Below are 25,392 nucleotides of genomic sequence, written 5' to 3'. Positions count from 1 at the left end.
GAGCGCGGTCGTGAGCGAGGAGCGGCCGGACCCGGCGACCGAAGCATTTGTCGCGCACCGCAATCTGCTGTTCACCGTGGCCTACGAGATGCTCGGCTCGGCCGCCGACGCCGAGGACGTCCTGCAGGAGACGTGGCTGCGGTGGGCGGGCGTCGATCTCGCCATCGTGCAGGATCGGCGGGCGTATCTGGTGCGGATCACCACCCGGCAGGCGCTCACCCGGCTGCGGACGCTCGGCCGCCGCAGGGAGTCGTATGTCGGTCAGTGGCTGCCCGAACCGCTGTTGACCGCGCCCGATGTGGCGGATGATGTGGAACTGGCCGAAAGCGTCTCGATGGCAATGCTTCTGGTGCTGGAGACGCTCGCCCCGACCGAGCGGGCGGTGTTCGTGCTGCGCGAGGTTTTCGATCTGGACTACGACGAGATCGCCGAGGCCGTCGACAAGACCCCGGCCGCGGTCCGCCAGATCGCCCACCGCGCCAGGGCGCACGTCGCCGCACGCCGGCCGCGCGGGGTGGTCTCGCAGGCCGAGACCCGCGGTGTGCTCGACGCGTTCCAGCGAGCGGTCGAAACAGGCGATCTGCAAAGCCTTCTCGATCTGCTCGCGCCGGATGTTGTCGCCATGGGTGACGGCGGCGGTGTCAAACAGGCCCTGCCGAAGCCCGTTGTGGGCGCGAGCAATGTGGTCCGCCTTCTATCCGCCGGGTGGAGCAGGTTCGCGGCCGAGGCAGTGTTCGAGCCGACCCAGGTCAATGGCTACCCGGCCCTGATTCTCCGGCTCAACGGCGAACTCGACACCGTGGTGGCGCTGCGCATCGACGACGGCTTGATCACCGGCCTGTACTCCGTCCGCAATCCCGCGAAATTGTCCCGTATGGAACAGGAGATCACCCTGAGCCGCTGAGCCCGCGACCCCTATCGTCCGAGGTCCGGGCTCATCCCGGTTAGGCTTTCGGGGTGTTGGTGGTTCGGGTGCTCGGCCCGATCGAGGTCGAACTGGACGGCTGCGCCGTGGATCTGGGCGGGCCGGCGCCGCGGCGCTTTCTGGCGGCCCTGTCGATGGCGGTGGGTACGCCGGTCTCCGATGCGGTGCTGTCGGAGTGGGTGTGGGGTGCGGACCATCCGCGGCATACGGTCGGGACGCTGCGGGTCATGGCCTCGCGACTGCGTTCGGCGCTCGGGGCCCGAGAGCATCTGCAGCGTGGCAACTCCGGGTATCTGCTGGCGGTGCCGCCGGAGTGGGTCGATCACCAGCAGTTCGCCGAGCTGATCACCGACGGGGTGCGCCTGCTCGCGTCCGGTGATGCCGCGCGGGCCGCGCGGCTGCTGGGGCAGGCGCTGGCCCTGTGGCGGGGTGATCCGTGGCCGGAGCTGGATCAGGCGGCCGGATCGGCGGCCGAGCGGATCCGGCTCGTGGAGCTCCGGGAGGTCGCGGTCGAGGAATTGCAGGCGGCGCGGCTGGCGTGCGGTGACACCGCGACGGCGGTGGCCGATCTCAGTGAGGCGGTGACCGCGGCGCCGTTTCGGGAGCGGCGGTGGGAACTGCTGGCGCTGGGGCTGTATCGCAGTGGTCGGCAAGCCCATGCGCTGGCCGAGCTGCGCCGGGTGCGCGAGCTGCTGATCGAGGAGCTCGGTGTGGAGCCGGGGCCCGCGCTGCGCGGTCTGGAGCAGCGGATGCTCGACCATGATCCGAATTTGTTGCTGGTGGAATCCGAACGCCCGCACTCGGTTTCGCAGTCGGCCTCGACACTTCGGCCGGTCGGGCGGCCGCTGTCGGTCTTCATCGGCCGCCGCGAGGAGCTGGGATTGCTGGCCGAACTGCTGGCCGAGCGGCGCATGGTCGGCCTGGTGGGGCCCGCCGGAGTCGGAAAGACTCGATTGGCGGTCGAATACTGTGCGGCGGAGGCGAATACGACCGATCGGTGGCTGGTGCGGCTGGGCGATGTCCACGACGGCGGTGCGGTGGTGACGGCGGTCGCGACCGCGCTCGGTCTGGTCCATATCACCGGAGATCCGCTGACCCTGGTGCGGCGGGCGCTCACCATGCAGCCGGGATTGCTGGTGCTCGACAATTGTGAACATCTGATCGAGCCGATTGCCGAACTTGCCGTGACACTCCTCGCGGGCTGCCCTGAGCTGCGGATACTCGCGACCAGCCGGCAACCGCTGGGTATCGACGGCGAACATGTGCTGACCATCGAACCGCTCCAGACGGTCGACTCGGACGGCGCCGACGGTGCCGCGGTGCAGTTGCTGATCGACCGGGTGCGGGCCGCTCGCCCGGGCTGGCAGCCGACCGATGACGACCTCGCCGCCGCACGGGATATCTGCGCGAGCGTCGACGGATTGCCGTTGGCGATCGAATTGGCCGCCGCCCGGGAGCGCGCGTTCGGTTTGGCCGGGGTCGCCGCGCACATTCGGGACCGGCTCGACGTGCTCGGCCCCACGCCGCGCGGATCACTGTCGCGGCATGCCAGCCTGCAGGCGGCCATCGGCTGGAGCATCGACCATCTGGGTGCGGCCGATCGGGCGATGCTGTTGCGGCTGTGGCCGTTCGAAGGCGGATTCGGCTGGGAGGCTGCCGAAGCCGTGCAGTCCGGCGCCACCGATGCCAGCGTGCTCGCGAGCCTGGCGTCGCTGCTCGACCGGTCGGTGATCACCACCGATCGCACGCCTTCCGGTGTGCTGCGGTATCGGCTGCTGGAAACCATCCGGCGGTATTGCCGCGATATCGATCCCGACCCGGAGGCGACGCGTGCCGCGCATGCGGAATGGGTCCGGGCGCTCGCGGGCGAGCAGGCGGCGCTGCTGACCGGACATCGTGCCGGGGCGGCCTATCGTGTGCTGGCGGTGGAACTTCCGAATATCCGGGCGGGCATCACCTACGATCTGGCGTGCCATCCGGTGCACGCCCTGCGCACGACCGCGTCGCTGCAATTCGCCTGGGGAACGCTGGGTGTTCTGGTGGACGGGCGCAATCTCATCCGGACGGCGCTCGACCTCGCGGCCGATGCCACGTCTGCAGAGCGAGCGCACGGGCTGCTCGCTCTGTCGATCGTGTCGTTTCATGCCGGTGATCCCCGCGAGGCGCTGGCCCGCGCCGAATCCGCGATGGGTCTGCTCGGGGGTGCGGTCGAGCGTGAGCTGTGGCTGCACGCGCTGATGTACCGGGCCTTGGCGCTCACGGCGCTCGGTGACCCGATCCCGACTCGGGCGGCGGTGGACGCTGTCATCGCAGAGGTCGAGCGCCGTCCCGCTCCCGACTGGATCCGCGGCTGCGCGCAATTCGGGCAGGGCCTGGCGTTGCTGATGGAAGGTCAACCGGCGCAGGCGATTTCCTGGTTGCGCGCGGCTCGGGAGCTCAGCGCCGACTGCGGTCACCTGTGGTGCGAGGGCATGGCTGATGTGGTGCTCGCCCTGTCGATCCTGTCGGATCCGGACGATATCGCCGCTGCCGGCGAGGCGCTCGCGGCCATCGACCGGGCGCTGACCGTGTTCGCGCAGCAATCGAACACCTCCGATGCGCTGGGCGCCGCGTATGCCGCCGCCTACGCCCTGATGGTGCGCGGATTGCCGGAGCAGGCGATCGCGCTGCGGGCGGCGGCGGTGCACCACTCCGAACGTGTCGGCGCGGACCCGCGCCGCTATGCACAGTTCGCGCATCCCGCGGTGATCGAGCGGATGGATCGACTGCTGTCCGCCGCACCCGCCGCAGCGGAACCGGATCTGAGCTGGACAGCCATGGTCGCGATGATCGCCGAGGCTGCGGGCCGACCGCTGTAGCGGAATTGAAACGCCGCGGCGGGATAGTCGGCCGGAGCCGCCGACCGGCTGCTCGGGCCCGATGCCCATCGATATCGCCCTCAGGAGCGTCGCCATGCCGCATCCCAATCTCGACGTCATCGCGCAGGTCTACCAAGCCTTCGACACACAGGACTTCACCGTGATCCCACGGCTGTTCGACCCCGATATCAGAATCGAGCAGGCCGCCGAATTACCCTGGGGCGGGCGTTATTACGGCCATCAGGGCGCGGTCGAATTCTTCACGACCCTGCTCGGCGCCATCGACAGCAAAGTGAGCCGCGAACACCTGTTCACGGCCGGTGCGGACGTGGTGCAGGTCGGGCGCACGACCGGTACGACCAGATCGGGCGGGATCGCCTTCGATATCCCCGAGGTACACGTCTGGAAGTTGAGCGAGGGGCGCGTTGTCGGCTACAGCGCCTACATCGATACCCCGGCAATGCTGGCAGCTCTGGAGGCCGGGCTGTGACCGCCTACGAACTGGCCGCCGAGACCATCGTCGACCGGCCCGCCCCGATCGTCTGGACCCTGCTCGCCGACTACGCCAATGATGTTGCCTGGCGCAGCGGCGTCATCGCCATGACCGCCGACCCGCCCGGCATAGTCACCCCCGGCGCCCGAACCGCCGAACAACTCCGCTTCGCCGGCCGCACCTGGCACAACGCCGGCGAGGTTGTCACCGTCGAGCCCGGTACCCGAATGACCTGGCGCACAGTCTCCGGCGCCGACGCCCAAGGCGCCCGCACACTGACCCCCCTGACCCCCGACCGCTGCCTACTCCGCCTCGAACTGCGTGTCACCCCGCACGGCATCCAGCGCCCGATCGGCCGACTCCTGGCCCACATGCTCCAGCGCAACCTCGACAACGACATCGCCGCACTGCGCGCCATGATCGAAAAGACCACGCCGGCGTCGGCATAAGGCATATCGGGCTGGACTTCGCGCTCCCGCAAGCCCCGTCGCAGGTTTCTACGAAAAGCCCTGCCGCGCTGAGCTACTCGGCGGTGTCGAAGAGCATGAGGGGGCCTGCGGTCAGCCAGTGTTGGAGGGGGGCGGTGAAGCAGTTTCCTTCGGGGTGGCTCAGGTCGGGGACCGAGAGGGCGAGTGAGCGGAAGTGGTACTGGCCGAGGTTGCCTTGTAGGGCTGTTCCGGGGCCGGCGGCTGTGTAGGTGGCGGGTCCGTCTAGTTCGAGGATTCCGCCGTCTGTGGTGGGGAGGTGGACGGTGATGTGGCCGTCGCCGGCGTCGGTGAGGCAGGTTCCGGTTCCGCCGGGTCCGGGGCGGGTGCCGGTGGTGACGTCGACGTCCCATATCCCGGACCTGCTGGGGTCGAGTTGGCGGTCGCCGAGTTGGCCGGTGCAGGTGATGGACATGCCTCGGTCGCGGATGTGTTGTTGTGACGGAATCAGACTGATTCCCGGGGCGAGTGCCATTTCGCTTCCCGCGACGAAGCAGGTCGCGGTGCTCACCTCGGTGGCGGACGCGTGTGGCGTCGCGATCAGGGCGGCTCCGGTGATTGTCAGCAGTGACATCGTGAACAGCGTCGAGCGATGCATGATTTCCCCTCCCGAAAAATCGAACTGACCGAGGGTAGCCGGAGTTCCTTTGTCCCCGTGGGCAATCAGCCGAGTTGGGAGAGGGCGGTGAGGAGCGGGAGGATGGTGTGCAGGAAGTCGCCGGGGCAGGTGGTTTCGCCGCAGACCGATTGCCAGTCGCGGTGGCCGGAGACGGTGGGGACGGTGGTGGTCAGGCCGGTGGTGGGGTTGGTGTAGCCGACCTGGGCGAAGGGGTTGAGGGAGAGGGCGGAGCAGAGGCGGGTCAGGACGGTGTCGAGGCTGTGCAGGGCGGGTTTGCTGGGGAGGGCGCTGGTGAAGTCGCCGATCAGGCAGATGCCGATATTGCCGGAATTCGCGCCGCGGACGTGGCCGGCGGTGATGATTTCGGCGCCGGGGCGCAGGTCGGAGCCCGGTTTGAAGATGGGGGAGTCGTCGGCACCGGTGTGGCGGGCCGAGTAGATCACGCCGTTGGGGTCGATCATCAGGTGGTAGCCGAGGTCTCCCCAGCCTTGGCCGTCGGGATCGGGGAGGGCGTGGAAGCGGTAGACGCCGGTGACCGCGTCGCGGTAGTCGTCGTATTCCCGTCCGGTGGGGATCTGGGTGTGGTGGACCGTGATCACCTGTGCGGGTGCGTATTCCGGCTCGCCCCAGGTCATGAGGGATTCATCTGCTCCCCAGCCCGAGCGGGTGACCGCCGGGAAACCCCAGGCGTACGAGGTGGATACGGCCGTGCGGAACGGCTGGGCGGTCACCGGCGCGAAAATGCTGGGAACCAAGGCGTTTTCGGAGATGACATCGAGTCTGTCGGCGCCCGCCGGGACGGGGATGATCTCAGAGAGCGTGCCGGGGCGATCATCGCGGCCGTGCGCGGTTCGATGCACCGGGACCGGATCACCCCAGGCGCCCGCCACACGGAATCGCACCGAGGCCGGACTTCCGGCCGGATCGGGCTGCCGGACGGCGGTGAAAAGCCCACCGTGGCAGTCGGTTCCCTCGGAGGGGGCGGCATCGGCGAGGGGCCGGGCCCCGAGCCATCCTGTCGCGGCCACCGCCGCCGCGCCGGTGAACAGGGTGCGGCGGCGTAGTCGATTGTGCTGCGTCACTTCGATCCTCGGCTTTCATCCTATGAATCCTACGAAAGTCGACGGACCAGTCCGGAACCGGCACCGGCAGAGGGGCTGATCTTGACGAAGAAAGGGGAACGCGTTCAGACTACCGGTGGGTAACCGGACTGTGGGGTCTGGTTAGAGCTGCGGTCTATGACCAGTGCTTTTTTGGCGCCCGCGGTTGAGAGGATTCTCGGAGTTGAGAAAAATACTGGGACGTGTTCCCGTTGTGACGGCTGCTGCGGTCTTGGCGCTGGCGGCCGGTTCGACGGTGGAGTTCGCACCGCAGGCGAACGCCGGACCCGATGCGTTCTACGAGTACCACGGCGCGACGCCGCTGTCGTCGATCGAGCCGGGCACGGTGCTCGACACCAGGATACTGCCCTACCATGTCAGCGGCCTGCCGCTGCCGGTCACGGCGGTGCAGCTGCTGTACCGCACGACCGACGCGCAGCAGCGCCCGGCCGTCGGGGTCACCTCGGTACTGGTCCCGCCCGGCAGCGACCCCGCCAAAGCGGTTGCCTACCAATCCTTCTACGACTCCCTGAACCCCGCGGACAGTCCCTCGCGGGCCGTCGCCGGTGACGTGACCTTCGGCGGCATGGTCAATGCCTCCGAAGGCGTGCTGATCGCCCCGCTGCTCGCGCAGGGCTACACCGTCATCGTCGACGACACCGAGGGCGAGCAGGCCGATTTCGCCGCCGGACCCGAATACGGCATGAACACCCTGGATTCCATCCGCGCGGCGACTCATTCCTCGGCCACGGGCCTGAACGCGGATGCCCGGATCGGCATGATCGGGTATTCGGGCGGCGCGATCGCCACCAACTGGGCCGCGGCACTGGCCCCCAGCTACGCCCCGGATGTCGACGCCAACCTGGTCGGCGCCGCCGAGGGCGGCGTGCTGGTCAATCCCGCCCGCAACCTGTCCTACATCAGCGGCAGTATCGGCTGGTCGGGTGTGGCGGCCATGGCGATCATCGGCATCGCCCGCTCCTACGACATCGACTTCACGCCCTACCTGAGCGGCTATGGCGCACAGGTGGTTTCCCGCCTCTCGAACGCCTCGATCGCCAATGTGCTGTTCCAGTACCCCGGATTGACCTGGCAGCAGATGGCGAAGCCGGAATACGCCGACCCCAATAGCGTGCCGCCGTTCGTGGAGGCGGTACGCAAGATCGACCTCGGGCTCGCGCCCACGCCGACGATCCCCATGTTCATCGGCCAGGGCGCCAATGGCGAGCTGGAGGGCAGCGACGGCAGCAAGCCCGGCATCGGCCACGGTGACGGTGTCATGGTCGCCGGTGATGTCCGTGCCCTCGCGAATCAGTACTGCGAGACCGGAAATCCGTCCATCCAGTACCAGCAGTACGACCTGCTCAGCCATGTGCCCTCCATGGCCCCGTGGTCGCCGGTGGCGCTCGGCTGGCTCAACGACCGATTCGCGGGAGCGCCGGCGCCGACCAGCTGCGGCGCCATCGCGCCGGGAAATCCGCTTACGCCGGAACTCTGACAGCGAGCTAGCGGCCGCCCGCCTGCTGCCAGTCCTCGAGACGGAGTTGGCGGCGGTCGCGGCGCAGGGTCCAGGTGCCGCCGGGATAGGTGAGGGTATTGGTGCCGGTCTGGTCGACGAAGTAGCTGGTGCAGTTACCGGTCGACCAGATGCGGGTGCTGAGGAGTCGGCGTGCCCGGGCCACCCAGGCTTGTTCGGCCGCCGCGGTCGGGGTGTAGCGGGTGACGGCTCGGTGGTGCATATCGGCGATGGTGCGGGCGATGAGCCCGGCGGTGGGTTCGATGGCCAGGAATTGGGACGTGTGGGGTAGGGCGGTATTGGGGCCGGTGACGGCGAAGAGGTTGGGCAGGCCCGCGAAGGCTATGCCCCGATAGGCGGTGAAACCGTCCTGCGTGAATTTCTTTCGCGTGGAGGTGGTTTCGGTGCGGAAGTCGGGGAAGTGGGCGATGGAGTCCTGGACGTGGAAGCCCGTGGCCCACACGATCGCATCGACCTCGTGGTGCAGGCCGTCGGCGGTGCGCAGCCCGGTGGGGGTGATCTCGACGATCTTCTCGGTGCTGAGGCCGACCTCGGGCCGCGCGAAGGCGGCGTAGTACTCGTCGGAAACCATGGGGCGCTTGCAACCGAAGCTGTAGTCGGGAACCAGTTTTCGGCGCACCTCGGGATCGGGGACCTGGCGATTCAAGGCGGCCAGGCAGACTCGCGCGTAGAGCCGCACCAGCCGGGGATGGAATTCCGCGAAGTGCAGTGCCTCGAGGAAGCTGAAGACGAAGGCGCGGGCGGCGAGTCGCAGGGGCGGGATTCGGCGCAGCAGGGTCCGCACAGCCGGGGGAATGGCACGGTCGCCGCGCGGGAGCACCCACGCGGCGGTGCGCTGGAAGGAGATGACCCGGCCGGCGGTGCGCGCCAGGGCGGGCACGATCTGCACGGCGCTGGCGCCCGCGCCCACCACGGCAATGCGTTTGCCGGCGGGGTCGAAGCCGGGATCCCAGGTGCTGGAATGCATTTGCGGGCCGGTGAAGCCGGACCGTCCGGGGATATCGGGGATGGCCGCGGCGTGCAGCGAGAAATAGCCCATGACAACGGCCCGGGCGCGCACGATCCGATCGTCGGTCAGCCGGATCACCCACTCCGCGGCGTCCTCGTCGAAATCCGCCTCGGCCACTTCACTTTTCAGCTGAATCCGCTGTCGCAGGTCGAACCGGTCGACCACCGATTCGGTGTAGGCGCGCAGTTCGGGCTGGGTGGCGTACAGGCGCGTCCAGTCCGGATTCGGCGCGAAGGAATACGAATACAGCACGGACGGCACGTCGACCGCGCAGCCGGGATACACATTGTCCCGCCAGGTGCCACCCACGGCGTCGGCCCGCTCCAGCAGGACGAAGTTGTCCATGCCGAGGCGGCGGAGATTGATCGCCACTGCCAGACCGCTGAATCCGGTGCCGATAATGGCGACGTCGTAGCGGTCGGGACCGGACTGGGAGTCAGACATGCGGGCACCTCGGTTCGTGGACGGAAAGTGTTGACGGCCCGGGCATTTCAGGACACCACCGCGACTTCGGCGGGCGGCGCGCTGCTTTCGCGGAGACCGAAGCGATCGTGCAGGCGGCGCAGCGGCCGCGGAGCCCACCAGGTCCAGCGCCCGCCCAGTCGCAGCGCCGCCGGGAGCAGGAAGCCGCGCACCAGGGTGGCGTCGGCCAGCACCGCCAGCGGCAGCCCGATGCCGAAGGCCTTCATGAAGGTGATGTCGGAGGCCAGGAAGCCCAGGAACACGATGGAGATGAGGATGGCGGCGGCCGTCACGATGCGGCCGATGCGCTCCAGCCCGATCGCCACCGATGCCGTTGCGTCGCCGGTGTTCTCGTACTCCTCGCGAATGCGGGCCAGCAGGAAGACCTGATAGTCCATGGCCAGCCCGAAGGCGACGGCGAAGAGCATGACCGGCACCACGGCCGACAGATCGCCGGTGACGGTGAAGCCGAGCAGCCCGGACAGCCTGCCCTCCTGGAAGATCCAGACGAGTGCGCCGAAGGTGGCGGTCAGGCTCAGCGCACTCAGGATCAGCGCCAGCACCGGGACAAGAACGCTGCCGGTCAGCAGGAACAGCAGCACCGCCATGGCGATCAGGACGTAGGCGAGGGCGAGCGGCACCCGGGTGGTGAGGGCGTGGATGGCGTCCAGATTGGCCGCGTCCACGCCGCCCACCAGGGCCCGCGATGGCGACGGGGTGGCGCGGACGGCGCGGATGACGGCGTCCACGGTTCCCGGATCGGCGGCGGTGGGTATCACCGAAAGATAAGCAGCAGTGTCGGTTTCGAATCGGTGATGTTCGGCGGTGGGAGGTATGACCAGCGCGCCCCGCGTGTAGCTGCCGGTCGCGGTGTCGACGCGCGCGACGTCGTCGAGCAGCGACAGCGCGGTCGCGTAGTCGGTGAGCCCGGTTTTGCTGTCCGGGAGTACGACGAACAGTCCCGAGAGTTCGGCGGCGTCGAAGTCGCGCTGCACCGTCTCGGCGACCTGTCGCGAGGATGAGCCGCCGGGCATGGAGCGGTAGTCGGGGAAGCCGGGGTGGAAGCGCAGGAAGGGCAGTCCGAGTGCGAGCAGCAGCAGGACCGTGACGGTGGCGACCGGAATCGGCCGCCGCATGACCATGGTGGCGAGGCGGTGCCAGAAACCCTCGTCGAGTTCGCGGGAGGTAGTGGCGGACTGCCGCTTCCGGAAGACACGGAAGCGGTCGATCCGATCGCCGGCGACCAGCAGGATGGCAGGGAGCACGGTCAGTGAGACCACGGCGGCGGTCAGCGCCACGGCGATTCCGGCGTACCCGATCGATCGCACCGCCAGCAGCGGGAACATGAGCATGGAGGACAGTGCGACGGCGACCGTCAGTGCCGAGAAGGCTACGGTGCGGCCCGCCGAGGTCATGGTCGCGATCAGGGCCGTGCGCGGATCGGGTGCGGTGCCCAGCTCCTCGCGATATCTGCTGACGATGAGCAGGCTGTAGTCGATCGCCAGACCTAGGCCGAGCAGCGAGGCGACATTGGTTGCCGTGGAGGATAATTCGGTGAACTCGGCCAGCAGCCACAGCACGCCCACGGTGAGCATGGTCGTCACGGTGCCGGTGATGAGGGGCAGTGCCGCGCCCACCACCGTGCCGAATACGACCAGCAGTGCGATGAGGGTCAGTGGAAAGGCCACCGCCTCGCCCGCGACCACATCGCGCTGCCCCTGCTGCACGGTCTCGTGCATCATCATGGCGTAGCCGCCGACTCGGACCTCGATGCCGTCGTGTGTCCCGGCGAATTGCGGTGCGAGCTCGGCGATCCGGTGGTCGATGCCCATTTCGTCGCCAAGAATCGTGGCGACGACGAGGCCCTGCCGTCCGCTCTTGTCGCGCAGTGCGGGCAGGTGTCCCGACGTCCAGTAGGACATCACTCCGGTCACGTCCGCTTCGGCCTGCAGGCGCTGCACGAGTGCCGCTGCGGCACGCACGGATTCGGGATCGTCGACGAGTTTTCCGGTGTCCACGAGCAGCACCAGATTCGGCGTGCCCTGTCCGAAGTGATCGCGCAGCGCGTCGGCGGCGGCGGTGGACTGCGAACTCGGGTCGAAGTATCCGCCGCCCTGGAGTTTGTCGAACAGTGTGGTGCCCGCCAGTCCGGCGAGCACCGCGAGGACGGCCGCGACGATCAGGACCGCCCGGTACCGGCGTAGTGCGAAGGCGACCACGGTCAGCGCGCCTCCACCCGCATGGGCAGCCGCTTCGGATGCACCAGCGCACCGATCACGGTCTCCCGCACCGCGACACCCGGCACCGGCCGCAGTCGCCAGCGCGCGCTGATCGTGGCCACCTGCAGCGCGATCTCGGTGAGCGAGAACACATTTCCGGGACACTGCCGGGCGCCCATGCCGAAGGGAATGTGCGCGCCCTTCGTCATAGACGCCATCGACTCCGGCAGCCACCGGTCCGGATCGAAACGCTCGGGATCGGGGTACAGCGCGGGATCGCGGTGCATGGCCACCGGGCAGACGAAAAGCATGCTGCCGCCGGGGATCTCGACACCGCCCAGGGTGTAGGCGGTGGGCACGTGCCGCACGGTCAGCCACGGCGAATACTTGCGCAGCGTCTCGAGCACAATGCGCTTGGTCACATCCAGCGCCCCCAGATCGCCGAATTCGGCAGGCCGAACGTTCGTGGGCGTGCCTTCTCCCGCAGTGCGAGTGCGCGGCGTGGTGTCTCCCTGCATGGGCACCGCGGTGTCTCCGTACCTGGCGGGCGCAGTGTCCCCTTGCGCGGATGGCGTGGTGTCTCCGTGGCCGGCCGGCGTGGTATTCCCGCGTCCAGGCAACCCGGTGTCTTCTGGTGCGTGCGAGGGGATCTCGCCTCTCACTCGCAGGAGGGCGTCTACTTCGGCGTGCAGGGCTGCCTCGACCTCGGGATTCTGGCCGAGTTCGTAGAAGACCCAGGCCAGGGTGGCGCCGATGGCCTCGGTGCCGCCGACGAGGAAGTTGATGAGTTCGTCGTGCACTTGCGAGTCGGTGAGGGCGTCTCCGGCTTCGTCGCGGGCCTTGAGCAGGGTGCCGAGGAGGTCGCCGTGATCGAGGTCGGGATCGGCGGCCAGTTCGGCGCGGTAGGCGGCGATGATGCCGCCGGTGGCGGCCTTCATCTCGAGGACCAGCCGGTCGAAGCGGCGGTTGCCGGGCAGTGGCATTCGGTCGATCCAGGCTGGGCGGGTGACCCGGCGCGAGAGCAGGGTCATGACCGGGGGTAGCAGTCGGTGGATGTCTTCGGCTGTCTCGGAACCGATTTCACCGGTGAACAGGGCCGCCGCGACGGTCCGCAGTGCGAGATCGTGCATCTGCTCGTTGACGGCGAGGGTCTCACCCGCGTGCCAGGATGCGGCGCGTTCGGCCCCGAGACGCGTCATGACCGTTGCGTACCGGGCGATCCGCGCCTTGGCGAAAGCCGGTGCGATCATGCGGCGTTCGCGCTTGTGCCGCCGGCCCTGCAGGACGGTGACGCCCTCGCCCAGCAGCGCCTCGGCGCGTTCGATCATGTGCCCCTGGTCGGAGAGCGTCACGAACGCCTCGCGGGCCAGCTCGGGATCGGTGACGACATACGTGTCGTAACCCGGAATGCGCACGCGCACAACCTGTCCCACCTCCGGCAGCGTGGACATGAAGCGGTAGGGACGGCGGCCGAAACGCGGCCAGTGGCCGAGCAGGGGGAGGGCGCCGGGGGCGGTGGGCGGTACGCGGCTCGCGGTCGGCGTGCGGGTGGCGGTGGATGTCATCGCGAAATGCTCCAAATCTGGCGGCCGGATCGCGCGACGGCGCGCGGAATCGGGTAATTGCGGGCGAGGGCCCGAGTTTCGAGAGAACGCCAGCGAATCGATTGCGGGGGTGCCGGTTTCGGTCAGCGTAACCAGGACTTCCGCACTGTCGCAACCGGGCGATCACACTTGTCTCCGGAACCAAAAAGCGCTGTGCCGATTGGTATCTCGGGAGCAGTGGCATCGGATATGACTGCGCCTTCGGGTGACCTCTGTCGCTCTCGGGTGCGAATTGTCTTGACACCGTAAGATCGTGCTCATACGGTCCGTGGAATCCGAACAGAGCCAATGTTTGCCTCGTTCGATTCAGCGGGACCGCCCAGTCGCCGGTTCCCTCCATCCGATAGCCATCGGGAGTCACGATGAGTGCCGCACGCCTCGGTGCGCTGGGAGCCGCTCTGCCCCAGCGCGAATACACCACGGATGAACTACTGACTCGAATGTCGAGCGGCGGTCAATTCGACGTCGAACGGATCACCGGAATTCGGACCCGCCGCATGGTCGATCGCTCGGCCGGCGAGGACAGCCTCTCGCTCGGCGCGCTCGCGGCACAGGACTGTCTGGCGCGCTCGCGGTACGAGGCCGCCGATCTGGATGTGATCATCAGCGCCGGCACCACGGTGCACGACGGGTTCCACATGGTGTTCGAACCCGCCGCCGCGCACGAGATCGCCCGCCGGATCGGGGCCGACAATGCCATGGGCTACGACGTGGTCAATGCCTGCGGCGGCACCATGACGGCGATCTACCTGCTGGAAAACATGATTCGCGCCGGACTGGTGCGCACCGGCATGGTGGTGACGGCGGAGATCATCTCCCCGGTCACCGAGGGTGCGCTCGCCGAGGCGAAGGGCATCCGCGATCTGCAGTTCCCGGCGCTCACCCTGGCCGACGCGGCCGTCGCGGTGATCGTGGACCGCGCCGAGGACGAGCACGATCGAATCCACTACGTGGACATGATCACCAGCGCCGAATTCTCGCCGCTGTGCATCGCCAAACCCAGCGACGCCTCCGAGAACATGATCATGCTGACCGACAATATGACCATGCAGGCCGCGCCGCGCCGTGAAACCTGGGCGAAACTGCACCGTGATCGGCTCGTCAAGCGCGGCAGCACATTCGCCGACGAGAAGTTCGATTTCATCGTCTTCCATCAGCTCGGTGTGGCCTTCACCGAGAAACTCGCCGAATCCGGGAGTAAGATCCACGAAGCGGAAATGCCGCCGCGGCTCGCGACCGTGCACAAATACGCGAATACCGGTGCGAGCACGCATTTCCTCGCGCTGTACGACTATATTTCGCGCGGCGAGATTCCGAAGGGTTCCAAAGTCTGCCTGGTGCCGACCGCCTCCGGAATGATCTTCGGTGTCATGTCCGCCACTATCGATTCTCTGGTGGGATGAATATGTCCGTAATCATCGAACAATCCGCGATCAGTGCCGCCCCCGCGACCACGGGATCGATCGAGCATGCCGTCCTCGCGGGCCGGGAATGCCTGGAGCGGGCCGGAATCGCACCCGGCGATATCGACGTGCTGGTGAACGTCGGCGTCTACCGCGACGGCAATGTTGTCGAACCCGCCAACTCCGCGCTCATCCAGCTCGGGCTGGATATGCACCTCGACTACGAGGCCGGATCGGGCCGCTCCACCTTCTCGTTCGACCTGCGCAATGGCGCGTGCGGGGTGCTCAATGCCGTGCACGCGGCGACCGCGCTGCTGGCCAACGGCACCGCCGGGCGAATCCTGATCGTCAGCAGTGACGCCCATCCGGGCGGAATCGCTCACGAGCCGAACGACTTTCGGTACGCGACCGCCGGCGCGGCCTGGTTGCTGAGCAAGGGTGTGGATCGGGAGTCGGGTTTCGGCCCGCTCCGGATTTCCCCCGCACGCGGCCGGAGCGCGGGCGCCGATCCGGGCATTGCCGGATATCTGGACCTGAAAGCCATGGGAAGTGCCGGGCAGCGGACGATTACGGTCGACGTCGCGGACGATTACGACACCGTGATCGTCGCGACCGCGGCGGCGACCCTGCGCGACTATCTGGCCGAACAGCCCGAAATCGTCACGGGCAGCGCCACTCTGGTCACCAATAATCCGGTGCCCGAGTTCGCGAGCGGCCTGGCCGAGGAGTTCGGATTCGCCGCCGGCTACCAGGCGATGACCGGCGACCGAGATGCCGGCAGCTCCGGCCTTGCCATCGCGTACCACCAGCTGCAGGAGCAGGGCGCACTGTCGCCGGGCGCCGAACTGGTATTCCTCACGGCGGGTTCGGGGCCGATGGCCGGATGCGTGAGCTATCGGGTGGAAGGGGCCGTGTGAGCGCGGTACTCGATGATCCGGACGTGCAGTTGGCGCGGCAGCTCGAGAAGTACGCGGAATTGCCTGCCGTCAGCCATCGGACCGGCGCGGCGGACGGAGCGGACTTCGAGGCGCTGACCTTTCGCGAGCTCGGCGAGCGGATCGACGCCTATGCGCGGGCATTCACCGATATCGGAATCGGCAAGGGCGTCAAGACGATTGTGATGGTCCGGCCGGAGCCGGATCTGTTCGCGGTGATCTTCGCACTGTTCAGGGTCGGCGCGGTGCCGGTGGTGGTGGATCCGGGCATGGGCGTGCAACGCATGCTGCACTGTTTCCGCAGTGTCGGCGCGGAGGCGTTCATCGGCATTCCGCTCGCGCACCTCATCCGGATCGCCGCGCGGCGCACCTTCCGCACGGTGCGGGTGCATGTCACCGCGGGGCGGCGCTCCTACTGGGGCGGTTACACGCTGGGGCAGCTCGCGAAGCGCAATGGTGAGCCGGTCACGGTCGCGCATGCGCCTGGGGATCTGCTGATGATCGCGTTCACCACCGGCAGTACGGGCCCGGCCAAGGGGGTGGAGTTCACCCGCGCGGGCTTCGCCGCCTCACTGCGGGTGGTCGCCGACTTACACGGGCGCGCAGACGGTTTCGTCTCACTGGCGACCGTTCCGCTGTTCGGGCTCTTCGATCTGCTGCAGGGTGCGCACGTGGTGCTCGGCCCGGTGGATCCGGTGCGGGTGTCGCAGGCCGATCCCGCACTGCTCGCCGAGGTGGCGCGTCGCTTCCAGGTCACCGATCTGACCGCATCGCCCGCGCTGCTCGCCCCGCTCGGCGCGTATCTGCGGCGGACGGGAATCGAATTGTCCAGTCTGACCACGGTCATTTCCATGGGTGCGCCCGCGAATCTGGACTCGCTGGCAGATGTGCGACGTGCGCTCGGTCCGCAGGCGCAGGTCTTCACCACATACGGGGCGACCGAGGCGCTTCCGCTCACCACGCTGGAGTGGTCGGAGCTCGAAGGGCTGCAGGACCGGACCCGCGATGGGGCGGGCACGTGCGTGGGCAGGCCACTGCCGGAATCGGAGAGCGACACCCGGGTGCGGATCATTCGCATCACCGATGCCGAAATCCCTTTCTGGACCGAAGATCTGGAGGTCGAGCCCGGCGAAATCGGCGAGATCGCCGCGACCGGAGCGCAGGTCAGCGCCGCCTACCACCGCAATCCGGCCGCCGATGCGCGCGCCAAGATCGAGGAGCGGCTTCCGGACGGCACGGTCCGTCGCTGGCATCGCATCGGTGACCTCGCCCGGCAGGACGATCAGGGCCGGCTGTGGTTCTGCGGCCGCATCTCCCAGCGGGTGCGCACCAGCGCCGGGGACCTGTTCACGGTGCAGTGCGAGCAGATCTTTACCGCACACCCTGATGTGCACCGCAGCGCGCTGGTCGGTGTCGGCCGGGCGGATGCGCAGGTGCCGGTGCTCTGCTACGAACTGCGCGCAGGCGTCGACCCCGCCGAATCCCCGCGCATCGAACGGGAACTGTTGCGCCTGGCCGAATCTCGCGCCGTCACCGCGCCGATTCGGACCTTCCTGCGGCACAGCGGATTTCCGGTCGACATCCGGCACAACGCCAAGATCGGCCGGGAGGAGCTCGCCGGTTGGGCCGGCGCGCGGCTCGGCTACGACAGTGAAGGAACCCCGCGATGAAAGTTCTCGTCACCGGCGCCACCGGATTCCTCGGCAGCCACATTGTCGACCAGGCTCTCGAGGCGGGCGACGAGGTGCGCGTACTCGCCAGGCCCACCGGCGATCTCGGCTACCTGCGATCGCTGCCCGACGTCGAGATCGTGCACGGTGATCTCGGCGATGCCGAGTCGCTCGCCGCGGCCTGCAAGGGGGTGGACGTGGTGCATCACAGTGCCGGGCGGGTGGCCGAGACCGGTCATCGTGACCAGTTCTGGGAGGCCAATGTCGTGGGCACCCGGCGTCTGATGGATGCCGCCCGCACCGGCGGCGCGGGGCGCTTCGTCTTCGTCAGCAGTCCCAGCGTGGCCACCGAATACGATCGCGACCGTTTCGGCGTCGACGAGTCCGAACCGTATGTGCGCAATCCCAAGAGCTACTACGTCGAGACCAAGGCGATTGCCGAGCGCGAGGTGCTGGCGGCAAACGGACCGGACTTCACCACCTGCGCGCTGCGTCCCCGCATGATCTGGGGTCCGCGCTCGGGTGGCTGGATGACGTTGCTGCTCAACAAGATCGCCTCGGGACGCCTGCCGGATCTGTCGGGCGGTAAGCCGGTGCTGATCTCTATGACCTACTGCGAGCACGCCGCCCGCGCCTGTGTCCAGGCCTCCCGGTCCGATGCCGTGGCAGGTAAGCCGTACTTCCTGGCCGATGCCGAAGACGTCGATCTGTGGGGCTTCGCCCGCGACCTGGCGACCGCCTTCGATCTGGCGCCGCCCACCCGGACGATTCCGAAACCGGTGCTGGACACCGTTATTGCGGTCTTCGACACCATCTGGAAGATCCCGGGCCTGCAATCGCGCATCGCCCCGCCGCTGTCCAGCTGGACCGTCGCCGCCCTCACGGTGTCGAACACCTACGACACCACCGCCGCCCGCAGCGATTTCGGCTATGCCCCCACGGTTTCCCTGCGCGAGGGCATGGATCGCTACGTGGACTGGGCGAAATCCATCGGCGGCCTTTCCGCACTCCCGTCCTGACACTTCAGCTGAAACGCAGAGCGCTCCCGGTCCGGAAAGGACCGGGAGCGCTCTGCTTTCGGCTCATCCCGCCGACGGCAGGGTGTACTCCTCGGGCAGCAGCAGTCCGGTCAGTTCGTCGAGGGCGGCATCCAGAGCGCCCGTCAGGTATTCCATCGGGGGCAGCTTGTCGGCGGCGCCCAATACGCCGAAATGCAGTGCGTCGAGGTAGCCGAGGCAGGTGACATTGAACGGGTTGCCGTGCATCAGCAGCGAGATCGGGTAGAGCGACTCGAGTCGGGCGCCGTTCCAGTACAGCGGATTCCGCGGTCCGGGCACATTGGAGATGCCCATCGGATGGGAGGCCGGGGTATCGGTGCGGCCCCAGGTGAGACCCATGATCCACGGCAGGGTGACGGCCAGGCCGTAGCCGATCACGGTATTCGGCGGCATGGCCGCCATTTCCTGCTTCGCCTCGCGGATGGACGCGCGGACCGCGGCGAGGCGTTCCGCCGGGTCGGCGATATCGGTGGCGAGGGCGGTGAACATCATGCCCGCGCGGGTGCCGACTCGATCGTCATCACCCTCGCGCAGGTCCACCGGGACACCCGCGGTGAGGGGGCGGTCCGGCAGTTCCGCGTTTGCGGTGAGATAGGTGCGCAGTGCCGTGCCGACCAGGTACAGCACGATGTCGTTGATCGTGCAGTCCGCCGCCCTGGCCAGCCGTTTGAATCGGCCGAGCTCGTAGCGGCGCAGCGAGAGATCGCGGCGGCCGGTGATCGGGCCGTCGAAGATCGATGCCGGTTGCCGGTAGGCCCGCTGGGCCGTGGTCTTGCCCCGGGCACGGCGCACGGCGTCGCGGGCCGCCGCACCGATGCCGCGCAGCAGATCGAGCAGGCCCCGCAGCGTCGCGAGCAGTGCCCGGACCCGTCCCGTGCCCGGAACCCGCTCCGGCGCAGCCGGATTCACGCGTCCGATGCTGAACAGGTGCGGTGTATCGCGATCGGCCGGATCCGCCGAGAAGGTGTCGGTGAACAGCCGCATGATCGTGGCGCCGTCGAACAGGCTGTGATGCACCTTGAGAATGAGGGCGAAGCGGTCCGCCGCCAGGCCCTCGACCAGATGAATCTCCCACGGCGGCCGGGTCATATTCAATTGCTCGCGGTGGATACGCGCGGCCAGATCGGTGAGTTCCCGGCGGTCGCCGGGGCGAGTGAGCTGCCAGGTGCGAATGTGGTCGGCCGGATCGACCTCGGCGGTTTCCCGCATGAGGGCCACCAGCCGGGTCAGCGGACCGCCGACCGGCACCAGATTCCACGGCGGCGGGACGGCCATCGGCGCGACAACCTGTGCGCGCCAGCGCCGCACGAACAGGGCCGCGTCGCCGTCCGGGACGGTGAATTCGAGCAGGAATCCGATATGCATCGGCATTTCGGGGGATTCCAGGGACAGCCAGATGCCGTCGGTCGCGGAGAGCCGCTTGATCGCCATGCGAGGCCTCTTTCGTGGTCAGGGGACGGTGCGGGGAGTGACGTTCACTCGCATGCCGGTCGGGATGACGGCGAAATGGAAACGGTCACTGGGCGGTTCGGCATCCGGCGGCAGGCTGAGGTCGAAATTGCGGCACACCATGCTGGTGACGCTCTTGATCTCGAGCATGGCCAGCCCGCGCCCCGGGCAGAACCGGGGACCGGAGCCGAAGGGCAGGGCGGTATCGGGCCGGTGATTGCCCGGGCCCTCACGCAGCCAGCGGTCGGGATCGAAAGTCAGTGGTGCGCTGAAGTTCTGCGCTTGCAACCCGGCATGCCGGACATTGACGATCACCCAGGTTCCGGCCGGGACCGACACTCCGTCGATCGTGGTGTCCTCGATCGCCTCCATGGCGAGCAGGGGAGTGGTGGGCTGCAGTCGCATGGATTCCGCCGCGACCGCCTCCAGATACGGCTGCCGATCCAGGACCGAGGGAATCTGAGCGACCTCCTCCCGAATGCGCTGCTGCGCCGCGGGATTCCCGGCCAGGTGGTAGAGCAGCCAGGCCATGGCATTGCTGGTGGTGTCCTGGCCCGCGATGAGAATCGTGAGGGCCTCGGCGAACAGCTCCGCATCGGTGAACTCGCCGCCGTCCTGCGCCAGCAGCAGGGCCTCGATGAAATTCGTGGGCTGCTCGGGGAGATTCGTGCGGGCGCGGGCGATGACCGCGGTCAGATCCTGCCGCAGCGCCGCCAGCGCCCGGTCCAGGGCCCGGTCGTCGGGCAGCTTGACATAGCGCCAGTACGGGAACGGCATGCCGAGTCGCCGATTCAGGATGGGGAAGATCAACTCCAGATGGCGCTGGATCACATCGCCGGACTGCTCGAGGGTGTTGATGTCGTAGTCGAAGGTCAGCTTGGCGGTGACATCGACTGTGTAGCGGGTCAATTCGGCGCGCACATCATCGGGCGAGCGGTCTTCCCAGCGTTGCCGCAGGCGTTCGGTAATGGCCTCCAGGCTGGGCTGGAAGCCGCGCAGGTGGGTGGCATTGAAGGCGGGCATGGCCAGCTTGCGGCGGCGGCGCCAGGCCTCGCCCTCCAGGGAGAACAGTCCGTTGGACCCCATCTCGTCCATGACCGACTCGATGGACGACTGCCGCCGGAAGCCGCCCGGACGGTTGCGCAGGATCTCGCGATTGAGCTCGGGATCGCTCACCACCACGATCCGCTGGCCGGCCATCCGGACCCGGTACATCAACCCGTATTCGTCACACCAGGAATCGAATTGGCGGTGCAGCCGGGCGGGTGTCAGCTGCGGCAGATTGCCCAGCAGCGGCCATCCTTTGGGCCCCGGCAGATCGTCCACGGACAGCATTCGAGATGTCGATAGGGGCACGAATCGGAGCTTAACCGCGAATGGCGTGGACCGCGAAAGATGAAGTATCGCTTTGTATTCGGTGACAATCGCGGCTGCCCGATATGGTCTCGCGAGAGTAATGTTTCGGGAATGTGACCGAAAGATACTGCACCCCTTGGAAAATCGGAAATCGACGTGGCGAGATAGGCACGGGCATGTGCATTGGTATCTCGAACACAATCGGTGGTGCTCGAGTCTGTTCTCGGTAACAATCGGCAGATGTTCGCCCTCGCTGCCCGCTCGGGTGATTCCTCGCCCATCTTCGACCGACTGTCGCCGCGGCTCCCCGAGATCGCCGCGGGCATGTTCGACGCCGCGCTGGCGGCGGTTCCCGGCCTGGAGGATCTGCCCGAGGATCATTTCGCCGATGTCATGCCCAGTCTGCTGGGGGGTGCGATGGCGTTCATCCGTGCCGTCGAGGACGGGCGCATGGTCACGGCCGAGGAGGTCGCGCAGTACGTCACGCCGGTGGTGGAGCGGCACGCCGAGGACCGGATTCCGCTGCGCCAGCTCATGACCGGATTGTTCAGCGGCACCAGCTACCTCTGGGGCGAGATCGCCCGAACCGCCGCACCGTACGAGATGCCCGACGTCGCCGCGGTCGGCCAGGGGATCCTCGAGGCGCTCATGCACATCACGATCATCATCTCGGAGGTTCACTCCGGCGTGGAGCAGTCCATCTACACCGTGGAACGTGAAGCGCGCCGGGCCTTGTGCGCGGCCCTGCTGCGCGGCGCACCCGTCGATGAGCTGGCCGCCCGGGCCGATATCGCGCTGGAGGACCGCTATGACGTCCTCACCCTGCATCTGCGTCCGGGCCCGCTGATCATGGTGGCCGACGCCATGGTCACCCGCCGCCGGATCCGGCAGTTCCAGCAGACCCTGTACTCGCTCATCGGCACGACGGCTCTCAACACCTTCGACGGCTCGGACGGAATCATCCTGCTGCCCAGCCGATCCCGTCCCACCTCCGTGATCGGGGTGGCTCCCTTCGAGCGCCTGGCGACCAGCCTCGCCGAACAGTTCGGAGTCGATGTCTTCATTGCCGAATGCCCGGGCAGCACCCGCGCCGATCTGCCCAGGGCGGCACAGCAGACCACCGATCTCGCCGAACTCGCCCGCCTGCTGGGCCGCCGCACCGGCGTCTACCGTCTCGACGACCTACTGCTCGAATATCAGCTCACCCGCCCCGGGCCCGCCCGGGACCGACTGGCCGAACGCATTGCCCCGATCCTGGGGCACGCCCACCTGTTCGACACCCTGGACGCCCATATCCGGCACGGCTCCGACCGCAAGGCCGCCGCCGCGGTGGTGCACGTGCACCCCAATACCTTCAGCTACCGCCTGCGCCGGGTGGCCGAACTGACCGGCCTCGACCCGAGCGATCCGCACGATTCCCGTTTGCTCGCAGCCGCTCTCACCATCCACAGCCTCTACCCCGCTCCGGAACCGCCGGAACTCGGCGAAGGCGTCTGACCGCCGCGAGCCGCCTATTCCGGCGTGCGGGCCGGGAAGCGGGCGGTGAGTCCGTCGACGAAGGCGGTCAAGGCCAATTCGAAACTCTCGGAGTCGATTTCGTCGGCCCGGGCGCGCAGTAGATGGGCCTGTTCCAGGTGGGGGTAGCGATCGCGGTAGACCTGCACGTCGTCCACGAAACCCTGGGAGAAGGAGCCGATGGTCGCGCCCATGACCAGGTAGCGGGTGGCGGCGCCGATCATGGTGGCATCGCGCGGGGGCCAGCCCGCGCCCACCAGGCCGCCGTGGACGGCGTCGGCGTGACGGAGATTCTCCGCGCGCTTACCGGGACCCGCGGCGAGGTAGGGGACGAAGTTGGGGTGCGCGACCAACTCCTGGCGGTAGGAGCGGGCCCAGGACATGAGGCCGTGCTGCCAGTCGCCGTGTTCGAAGGCGGAGGTGTCGACGCGGGCCATGATGCCGCCGGCGATCTCGTCCAGCACATCGTCCTTGGTGGGGTAGTGGCCGTAGAGGGAGGCGGCCTGCACGCCCAGTTCGGCGGCGAGTTTGCGCATGGACAGCTCGGCCAGGCCGTCGCGGTCGATGAGGGTCAGGGCGGCGTCACGAATGCGGTCCCGGCTCAGCAGTGGCACCTTCGGTCGCGCCATTCGACTCACCTCCCTGATTGATCACCCCGCTGACCTCGAAGTTATCACTTGATCCTTGAAAAACCGAACACCGTTAGGATAACTTCGGGGTCATTAACCTAACAACGTTCGGTTAGGAGCTATGACCGATGGACTTCGAGCTCGACGAATCGCAGCGCGAACTGCGCGAGGTCGCCCGCGCCTGGGTGGACAAAGAGGTCGTCCCGTACGCCGCCGCCTGGGATCGCGCCGAATCGGTGGACCTGGCCATTGTCGGCAAGCTCGGCGCCATGGGATTTCTCGGCATCGAGATTCCCGAGGAGTACGGCGGATCCGGCGGCACCGCACTCGATTACTGCCTGCTGCTCGAGGAACTCGGGCGCGGGGACAGTTCGGTGCGCGGCATCGTCTCGGTATCGCTCGGGCTGGTCGGCAAATCGATCAAGACCTACGGGACCGAGGCGCAGCGGCGAGAATGGTTGCCGCGCTTGTGTTCCGGGGAGGCGCTGGGGTGCTTCGCGCTCACCGAGCCCGGTACCGGATCGGATGCGGGCAGCCTGATCTCCACAGCCGTGCGGGACGGCGATGATTGGCTGCTGTCGGGCACCAAGATGTTCATCACCAATGGCACCTGGGCCGATGTCGCGATCTTCTTCGCGCGGACCGGCGGGCCGGGGCCCCGGGGCGTCACCGCCTTCCTGGTACCGACCGATGCGCCGGGATTCACCCGTACTGAGATCAAGGGCAAGCTGGGCCTGCGCGGACAGGCCACCGCCGAACTGGTGCTGGAGCAGGTGCGGGTGCCCGATTCGGCCCGGCTCGGCGACGAGGGCCAGGGCTTCAAGATCGCCATGGGCGCGCTCGACAAGGGGCGCATGGGTGTTGCCGCCGGCTGTGTCGGCGTCGCGCGCGGCTGCCTGGAAGCCTCGGTGAAATACGCTCGGGAGCGCGAGCAGTTCGGCAAGCCCATCGCCTCGTATCAGCTGGTGCAGGAGCTGCTCGCCTATATCGCCGTCGAGGTCGAGGCGGCGCGGCTGCTCGCCTGGCGGGTGGCCGACCTGGTGGAGCGCGGTAAGCCGTTCGGCACCGAAGCGTCGGTGGCCAAGCTGTTCGCCAGCGAGGCCGCGGTCAAGGCCGCCAACAATGCCATTCAGGTCTTCGGCGGCTACGGCTATATCGACGAGTACCCGGTCGCCAAGTACCTGCGTGATGCGCGCGTGCTCACGCTGTACGAGGGCACCAGCCAGATTCAGAAGCTGCTCATCGGCCGCGCCCTCACCGGCGTGAACGCCATCGTCTGATCCTGATCACATTCTCGGACAAGGAGATTCACATGACCTCGAAGGTTGCCTTCGTGACCGGCGCCGCCCGCGGAATCGGCGCCGCCACCGCGGCCCGGCTGGCCGCCGACGGATTCACCGTCGTCATTGCCGACCTCGACGAAACCGCCTGTAAGACGGCGGTCGACGCGATCGTCGCCGACGGCGGCAAGGCAATCGCGGTGGCCTGCAATGTGACCGAGGAGGCCTCGGTCGACGCCGCGTTCGAACGTGTTGTGGCTGAGCTGGGTTCGGTCGACGTGCTGGTCAACAATGCCGGGGTGCTGCGGGACAACCTGCTGTTCAAGATGTCCGTCGAGGACTGGGACACCGTGATGTCGGTGCATCTGCGCGGGGCGTTCCTGTGCAGCCGGGCCGCGCAGCGGTACATGGTCAAGCAGAAGTCGGGCAAGATCGTGAACACCTCCAGCGTGTCCGCGCTCGGCAGCCGCGGGCAGGCCAACTACTCGGCCGCCAAGATGGGCATCCAGGGCTTCACCCGCACGCTCGCCATCGAACTCGGCCCGTACGGCATCAATGTGAATGCCGTTGCGCCCGGGTTCATCGTCACCGATATGACCGATGCCACCGCGGCGCGGGTCGGCGTCGATCCGGAGGAGTTCCGGACCCAGGCCGCCGCGATCACGCCGCTGCGCCGTGTCGGGCAGCCCGCGGATATCGCCAATGTGGTCTCGTTCCTCGTCTCCGAGGACGCCTCCTTCGTCACCGGGCAGACCATCTACGTCGACGGTGGCCGCAAGCTCTAGG

General features: G+C 67.8%; 20 protein-coding genes. 12 read left to right on the top strand and 8 right to left on the bottom strand.

Translation table 11 applies throughout. The annotated features are described in order from the left end of the window. Positions 1-10 precede the first annotated feature (10 nt). The 4 genes from OG326_RS32975 to OG326_RS32960 all read left to right on the top strand — a co-directional run bounded on the left by OG326_RS32975 (position 11) and on the right by OG326_RS32960 (position 4,725). A complete protein-coding gene (locus tag OG326_RS32975; protein ID WP_327141030.1) occupies positions 11-904 on the top strand; it encodes an RNA polymerase sigma-70 factor in 894 nt (297 codons plus the stop codon). 53 nt (positions 905-957) lie between these two features. Then, positions 958-3,783 carry an ATP-binding protein gene (locus tag OG326_RS32970; RefSeq protein WP_327141029.1) on the top strand — a complete coding sequence of 942 codons (2,826 nt, stop codon included), beginning with the start codon at positions 958-960 and terminating at the stop codon, positions 3,781-3,783. Between the two features lie 94 nt (positions 3,784-3,877). Beyond that, positions 3,878-4,273, top strand: a complete 396-nt coding sequence (locus OG326_RS32965) for a nuclear transport factor 2 family protein (protein WP_327141028.1) — start codon at positions 3,878-3,880, stop codon at positions 4,271-4,273. Next, a complete protein-coding gene (locus OG326_RS32960; protein WP_327141027.1) occupies positions 4,270-4,725 on the top strand; it encodes an SRPBCC family protein in 456 nt (151 codons plus the stop codon). The genes OG326_RS32965 and OG326_RS32960 overlap by 4 nt, the downstream gene beginning before the upstream one ends. Positions 4,726-4,798: 73 nt before the next feature. Here the strand turns inward: OG326_RS32960 and OG326_RS32955 are convergent, their stop codons facing one another. Further along, positions 4,799-5,335: a hypothetical protein gene (locus OG326_RS32955; protein WP_327141026.1), complete on the bottom strand. Its 537-nt coding sequence runs from the start codon at positions 5,333-5,335 to the stop codon at positions 4,799-4,801. Positions 5,336-5,424: 89 nt separating this feature from the next. Beyond that, positions 5,425-6,462 carry a peptidoglycan recognition protein family protein gene (locus tag OG326_RS32950; RefSeq protein WP_327141025.1) on the bottom strand — a complete coding sequence of 346 codons (1,038 nt, stop codon included), beginning with the start codon at positions 6,460-6,462 and terminating at the stop codon, positions 5,425-5,427. 202 nt (positions 6,463-6,664) lie between these two features. On the opposite strand from OG326_RS32950, the gene OG326_RS32945 reads away from it, so the two are divergent. Next, positions 6,665-7,978, top strand: a complete 1,314-nt coding sequence (locus tag OG326_RS32945) for a lipase family protein (RefSeq protein ID WP_327141024.1) — start codon at positions 6,665-6,667, stop codon at positions 7,976-7,978. A gap of 7 nt (positions 7,979-7,985) precedes the next feature. Here the strand turns inward: OG326_RS32945 and OG326_RS32940 are convergent, their stop codons facing one another. From OG326_RS32940 to OG326_RS32930, 3 genes are read right to left on the bottom strand one after another with little or no spacing between them, the layout of a single operon-like run. Then, positions 7,986-9,470 carry a flavin-containing monooxygenase gene (locus tag OG326_RS32940; protein WP_327141023.1) on the bottom strand — a complete coding sequence of 495 codons (1,485 nt, stop codon included), beginning with the start codon at positions 9,468-9,470 and terminating at the stop codon, positions 7,986-7,988. A gap of 47 nt (positions 9,471-9,517) precedes the next feature. Further along, positions 9,518-11,707 carry an MMPL family transporter gene (locus OG326_RS32935; protein ID WP_327141022.1) on the bottom strand — a complete coding sequence of 730 codons (2,190 nt, stop codon included), beginning with the start codon at positions 11,705-11,707 and terminating at the stop codon, positions 9,518-9,520. Between the two features lie 2 nt (positions 11,708-11,709). Beyond that, complete coding sequence (locus tag OG326_RS32930; protein ID WP_327141021.1) at positions 11,710-13,272, bottom strand: cytochrome P450; 1,563 nt, start codon at positions 13,270-13,272, stop codon at positions 11,710-11,712. Positions 13,273-13,673: 401 nt separating this feature from the next. Between OG326_RS32930 and OG326_RS32925 the strand changes: the two genes are divergently transcribed. Genes OG326_RS32925 through OG326_RS32910 form a run of 4 tightly spaced genes read left to right on the top strand, consistent with a single transcriptional unit; the run spans position 13,674 to position 18,338 of the window. Further along, a complete protein-coding gene (locus tag OG326_RS32925; RefSeq protein ID WP_327141020.1) occupies positions 13,674-14,714 on the top strand; it encodes a 3-oxoacyl-ACP synthase III family protein in 1,041 nt (346 codons plus the stop codon). After that, complete coding sequence (locus tag OG326_RS32920) at positions 14,711-15,631, top strand: hypothetical protein (protein ID WP_327141019.1); 921 nt, start codon at positions 14,711-14,713, stop codon at positions 15,629-15,631. Before OG326_RS32925 ends, OG326_RS32920 begins: the two co-directional genes overlap by 4 nt. Continuing rightward, on the top strand, positions 15,628-17,319 hold the full coding sequence (locus OG326_RS32915; RefSeq protein ID WP_327141018.1) for a fatty acid CoA ligase family protein: 1,692 nt from the start codon (positions 15,628-15,630) through the stop codon (positions 17,317-17,319). The genes OG326_RS32920 and OG326_RS32915 overlap by 4 nt, the downstream gene beginning before the upstream one ends. Then, positions 17,316-18,338 carry an NAD-dependent epimerase/dehydratase family protein gene (locus tag OG326_RS32910; RefSeq protein ID WP_327141017.1) on the top strand — a complete coding sequence of 341 codons (1,023 nt, stop codon included), beginning with the start codon at positions 17,316-17,318 and terminating at the stop codon, positions 18,336-18,338. The genes OG326_RS32915 and OG326_RS32910 overlap by 4 nt, the downstream gene beginning before the upstream one ends. Before the next feature lie 63 nt (positions 18,339-18,401). Here OG326_RS32910 and OG326_RS32905 read toward each other — a convergent pair whose 3' ends face one another. Together OG326_RS32905 and OG326_RS32900 are read right to left on the bottom strand one after the other, a co-directional pair. After that, complete coding sequence (locus OG326_RS32905) at positions 18,402-19,808, bottom strand: wax ester/triacylglycerol synthase family O-acyltransferase (protein ID WP_327141016.1); 1,407 nt, start codon at positions 19,806-19,808, stop codon at positions 18,402-18,404. A gap of 18 nt (positions 19,809-19,826) precedes the next feature. Continuing rightward, on the bottom strand, positions 19,827-21,182 hold the full coding sequence (locus OG326_RS32900; RefSeq protein WP_327141015.1) for a cytochrome P450: 1,356 nt from the start codon (positions 21,180-21,182) through the stop codon (positions 19,827-19,829). A 240-nt stretch (positions 21,183-21,422) separates the two neighbouring features. On the opposite strand from OG326_RS32900, the gene OG326_RS32895 reads away from it, so the two are divergent. Continuing rightward, positions 21,423-22,679 carry a PucR family transcriptional regulator gene (locus OG326_RS32895; RefSeq protein WP_327141013.1) on the top strand — a complete coding sequence of 419 codons (1,257 nt, stop codon included), beginning with the start codon at positions 21,423-21,425 and terminating at the stop codon, positions 22,677-22,679. 14 nt (positions 22,680-22,693) lie between these two features. On the opposite strand, the gene OG326_RS32890 is transcribed toward OG326_RS32895, so the two are convergent. Then, positions 22,694-23,326, bottom strand: a complete 633-nt coding sequence (locus OG326_RS32890; protein WP_327141012.1) for a TetR/AcrR family transcriptional regulator — start codon at positions 23,324-23,326, stop codon at positions 22,694-22,696. A 128-nt stretch (positions 23,327-23,454) separates the two neighbouring features. On the opposite strand from OG326_RS32890, the gene OG326_RS32885 reads away from it, so the two are divergent. Together OG326_RS32885 and fabG are read left to right on the top strand one after the other, a co-directional pair. Further along, positions 23,455-24,606 (top strand): acyl-CoA dehydrogenase family protein, encoded by a 1,152-nt coding sequence (locus OG326_RS32885; RefSeq protein ID WP_327141011.1) that lies wholly within the window; start codon positions 23,455-23,457, stop codon positions 24,604-24,606. A 32-nt stretch (positions 24,607-24,638) separates the two neighbouring features. Beyond that, positions 24,639-25,391: a 3-oxoacyl-ACP reductase FabG gene (fabG, locus tag OG326_RS32880; protein ID WP_327141010.1), complete on the top strand. Its 753-nt coding sequence runs from the start codon at positions 24,639-24,641 to the stop codon at positions 25,389-25,391. Position 25,392 lies beyond the last annotated feature (1 nt).

The organism is Nocardia sp. NBC_01327 (genome assembly GCF_035958815.1).
Taxonomy (GTDB): domain Bacteria; phylum Actinomycetota; class Actinomycetes; order Mycobacteriales; family Mycobacteriaceae; genus Nocardia.
This window is presented reverse-complemented; position numbering and strand designations above follow the sequence as displayed.

What these genes read in the sequence shown, in the direction of transcription:
- OG326_RS32955 (WP_327141026.1), bottom strand. Translation starts at nt 5,335, where the DNA reads ATGTCACTGCTGACAATCACCGGAGCCGCCCTGATCGCGACGCCACAC.
- OG326_RS32890 (WP_327141012.1), bottom strand. Translation starts at nt 23,326, where the DNA reads ATGGCGCGACCGAAGGTGCCACTGCTGAGCCGGGACCGCATTCGTGAC.
- OG326_RS32905 (WP_327141016.1), bottom strand. Translation starts at nt 19,808, where the DNA reads ATGGCGATCAAGCGGCTCTCCGCGACCGACGGCATCTGGCTGTCCCTG.
- OG326_RS32925 (WP_327141020.1), top strand. Translation starts at nt 13,674, where the DNA reads ATGAGTGCCGCACGCCTCGGTGCGCTGGGAGCCGCTCTGCCCCAGCGC.
- OG326_RS32930 (WP_327141021.1), bottom strand. Translation starts at nt 13,272, where the DNA reads ATGACATCCACCGCCACCCGCACGCCGACCGCGAGCCGCGTACCGCCC.
- OG326_RS32920 (WP_327141019.1), top strand. Translation starts at nt 14,711, where the DNA reads ATGAATATGTCCGTAATCATCGAACAATCCGCGATCAGTGCCGCCCCC.
- OG326_RS32895 (WP_327141013.1), top strand. Translation starts at nt 21,423, where the DNA reads ATGTTCGCCCTCGCTGCCCGCTCGGGTGATTCCTCGCCCATCTTCGAC.
- fabG (WP_327141010.1), top strand. Translation starts at nt 24,639, where the DNA reads ATGACCTCGAAGGTTGCCTTCGTGACCGGCGCCGCCCGCGGAATCGGC.
- OG326_RS32940 (WP_327141023.1), bottom strand. Translation starts at nt 9,470, where the DNA reads ATGTCTGACTCCCAGTCCGGTCCCGACCGCTACGACGTCGCCATTATC.
- OG326_RS32910 (WP_327141017.1), top strand. Translation starts at nt 17,316, where the DNA reads ATGAAAGTTCTCGTCACCGGCGCCACCGGATTCCTCGGCAGCCACATT.
- OG326_RS32885 (WP_327141011.1), top strand. Translation starts at nt 23,455, where the DNA reads ATGGACTTCGAGCTCGACGAATCGCAGCGCGAACTGCGCGAGGTCGCC.
- OG326_RS32965 (WP_327141028.1), top strand. Translation starts at nt 3,878, where the DNA reads ATGCCGCATCCCAATCTCGACGTCATCGCGCAGGTCTACCAAGCCTTC.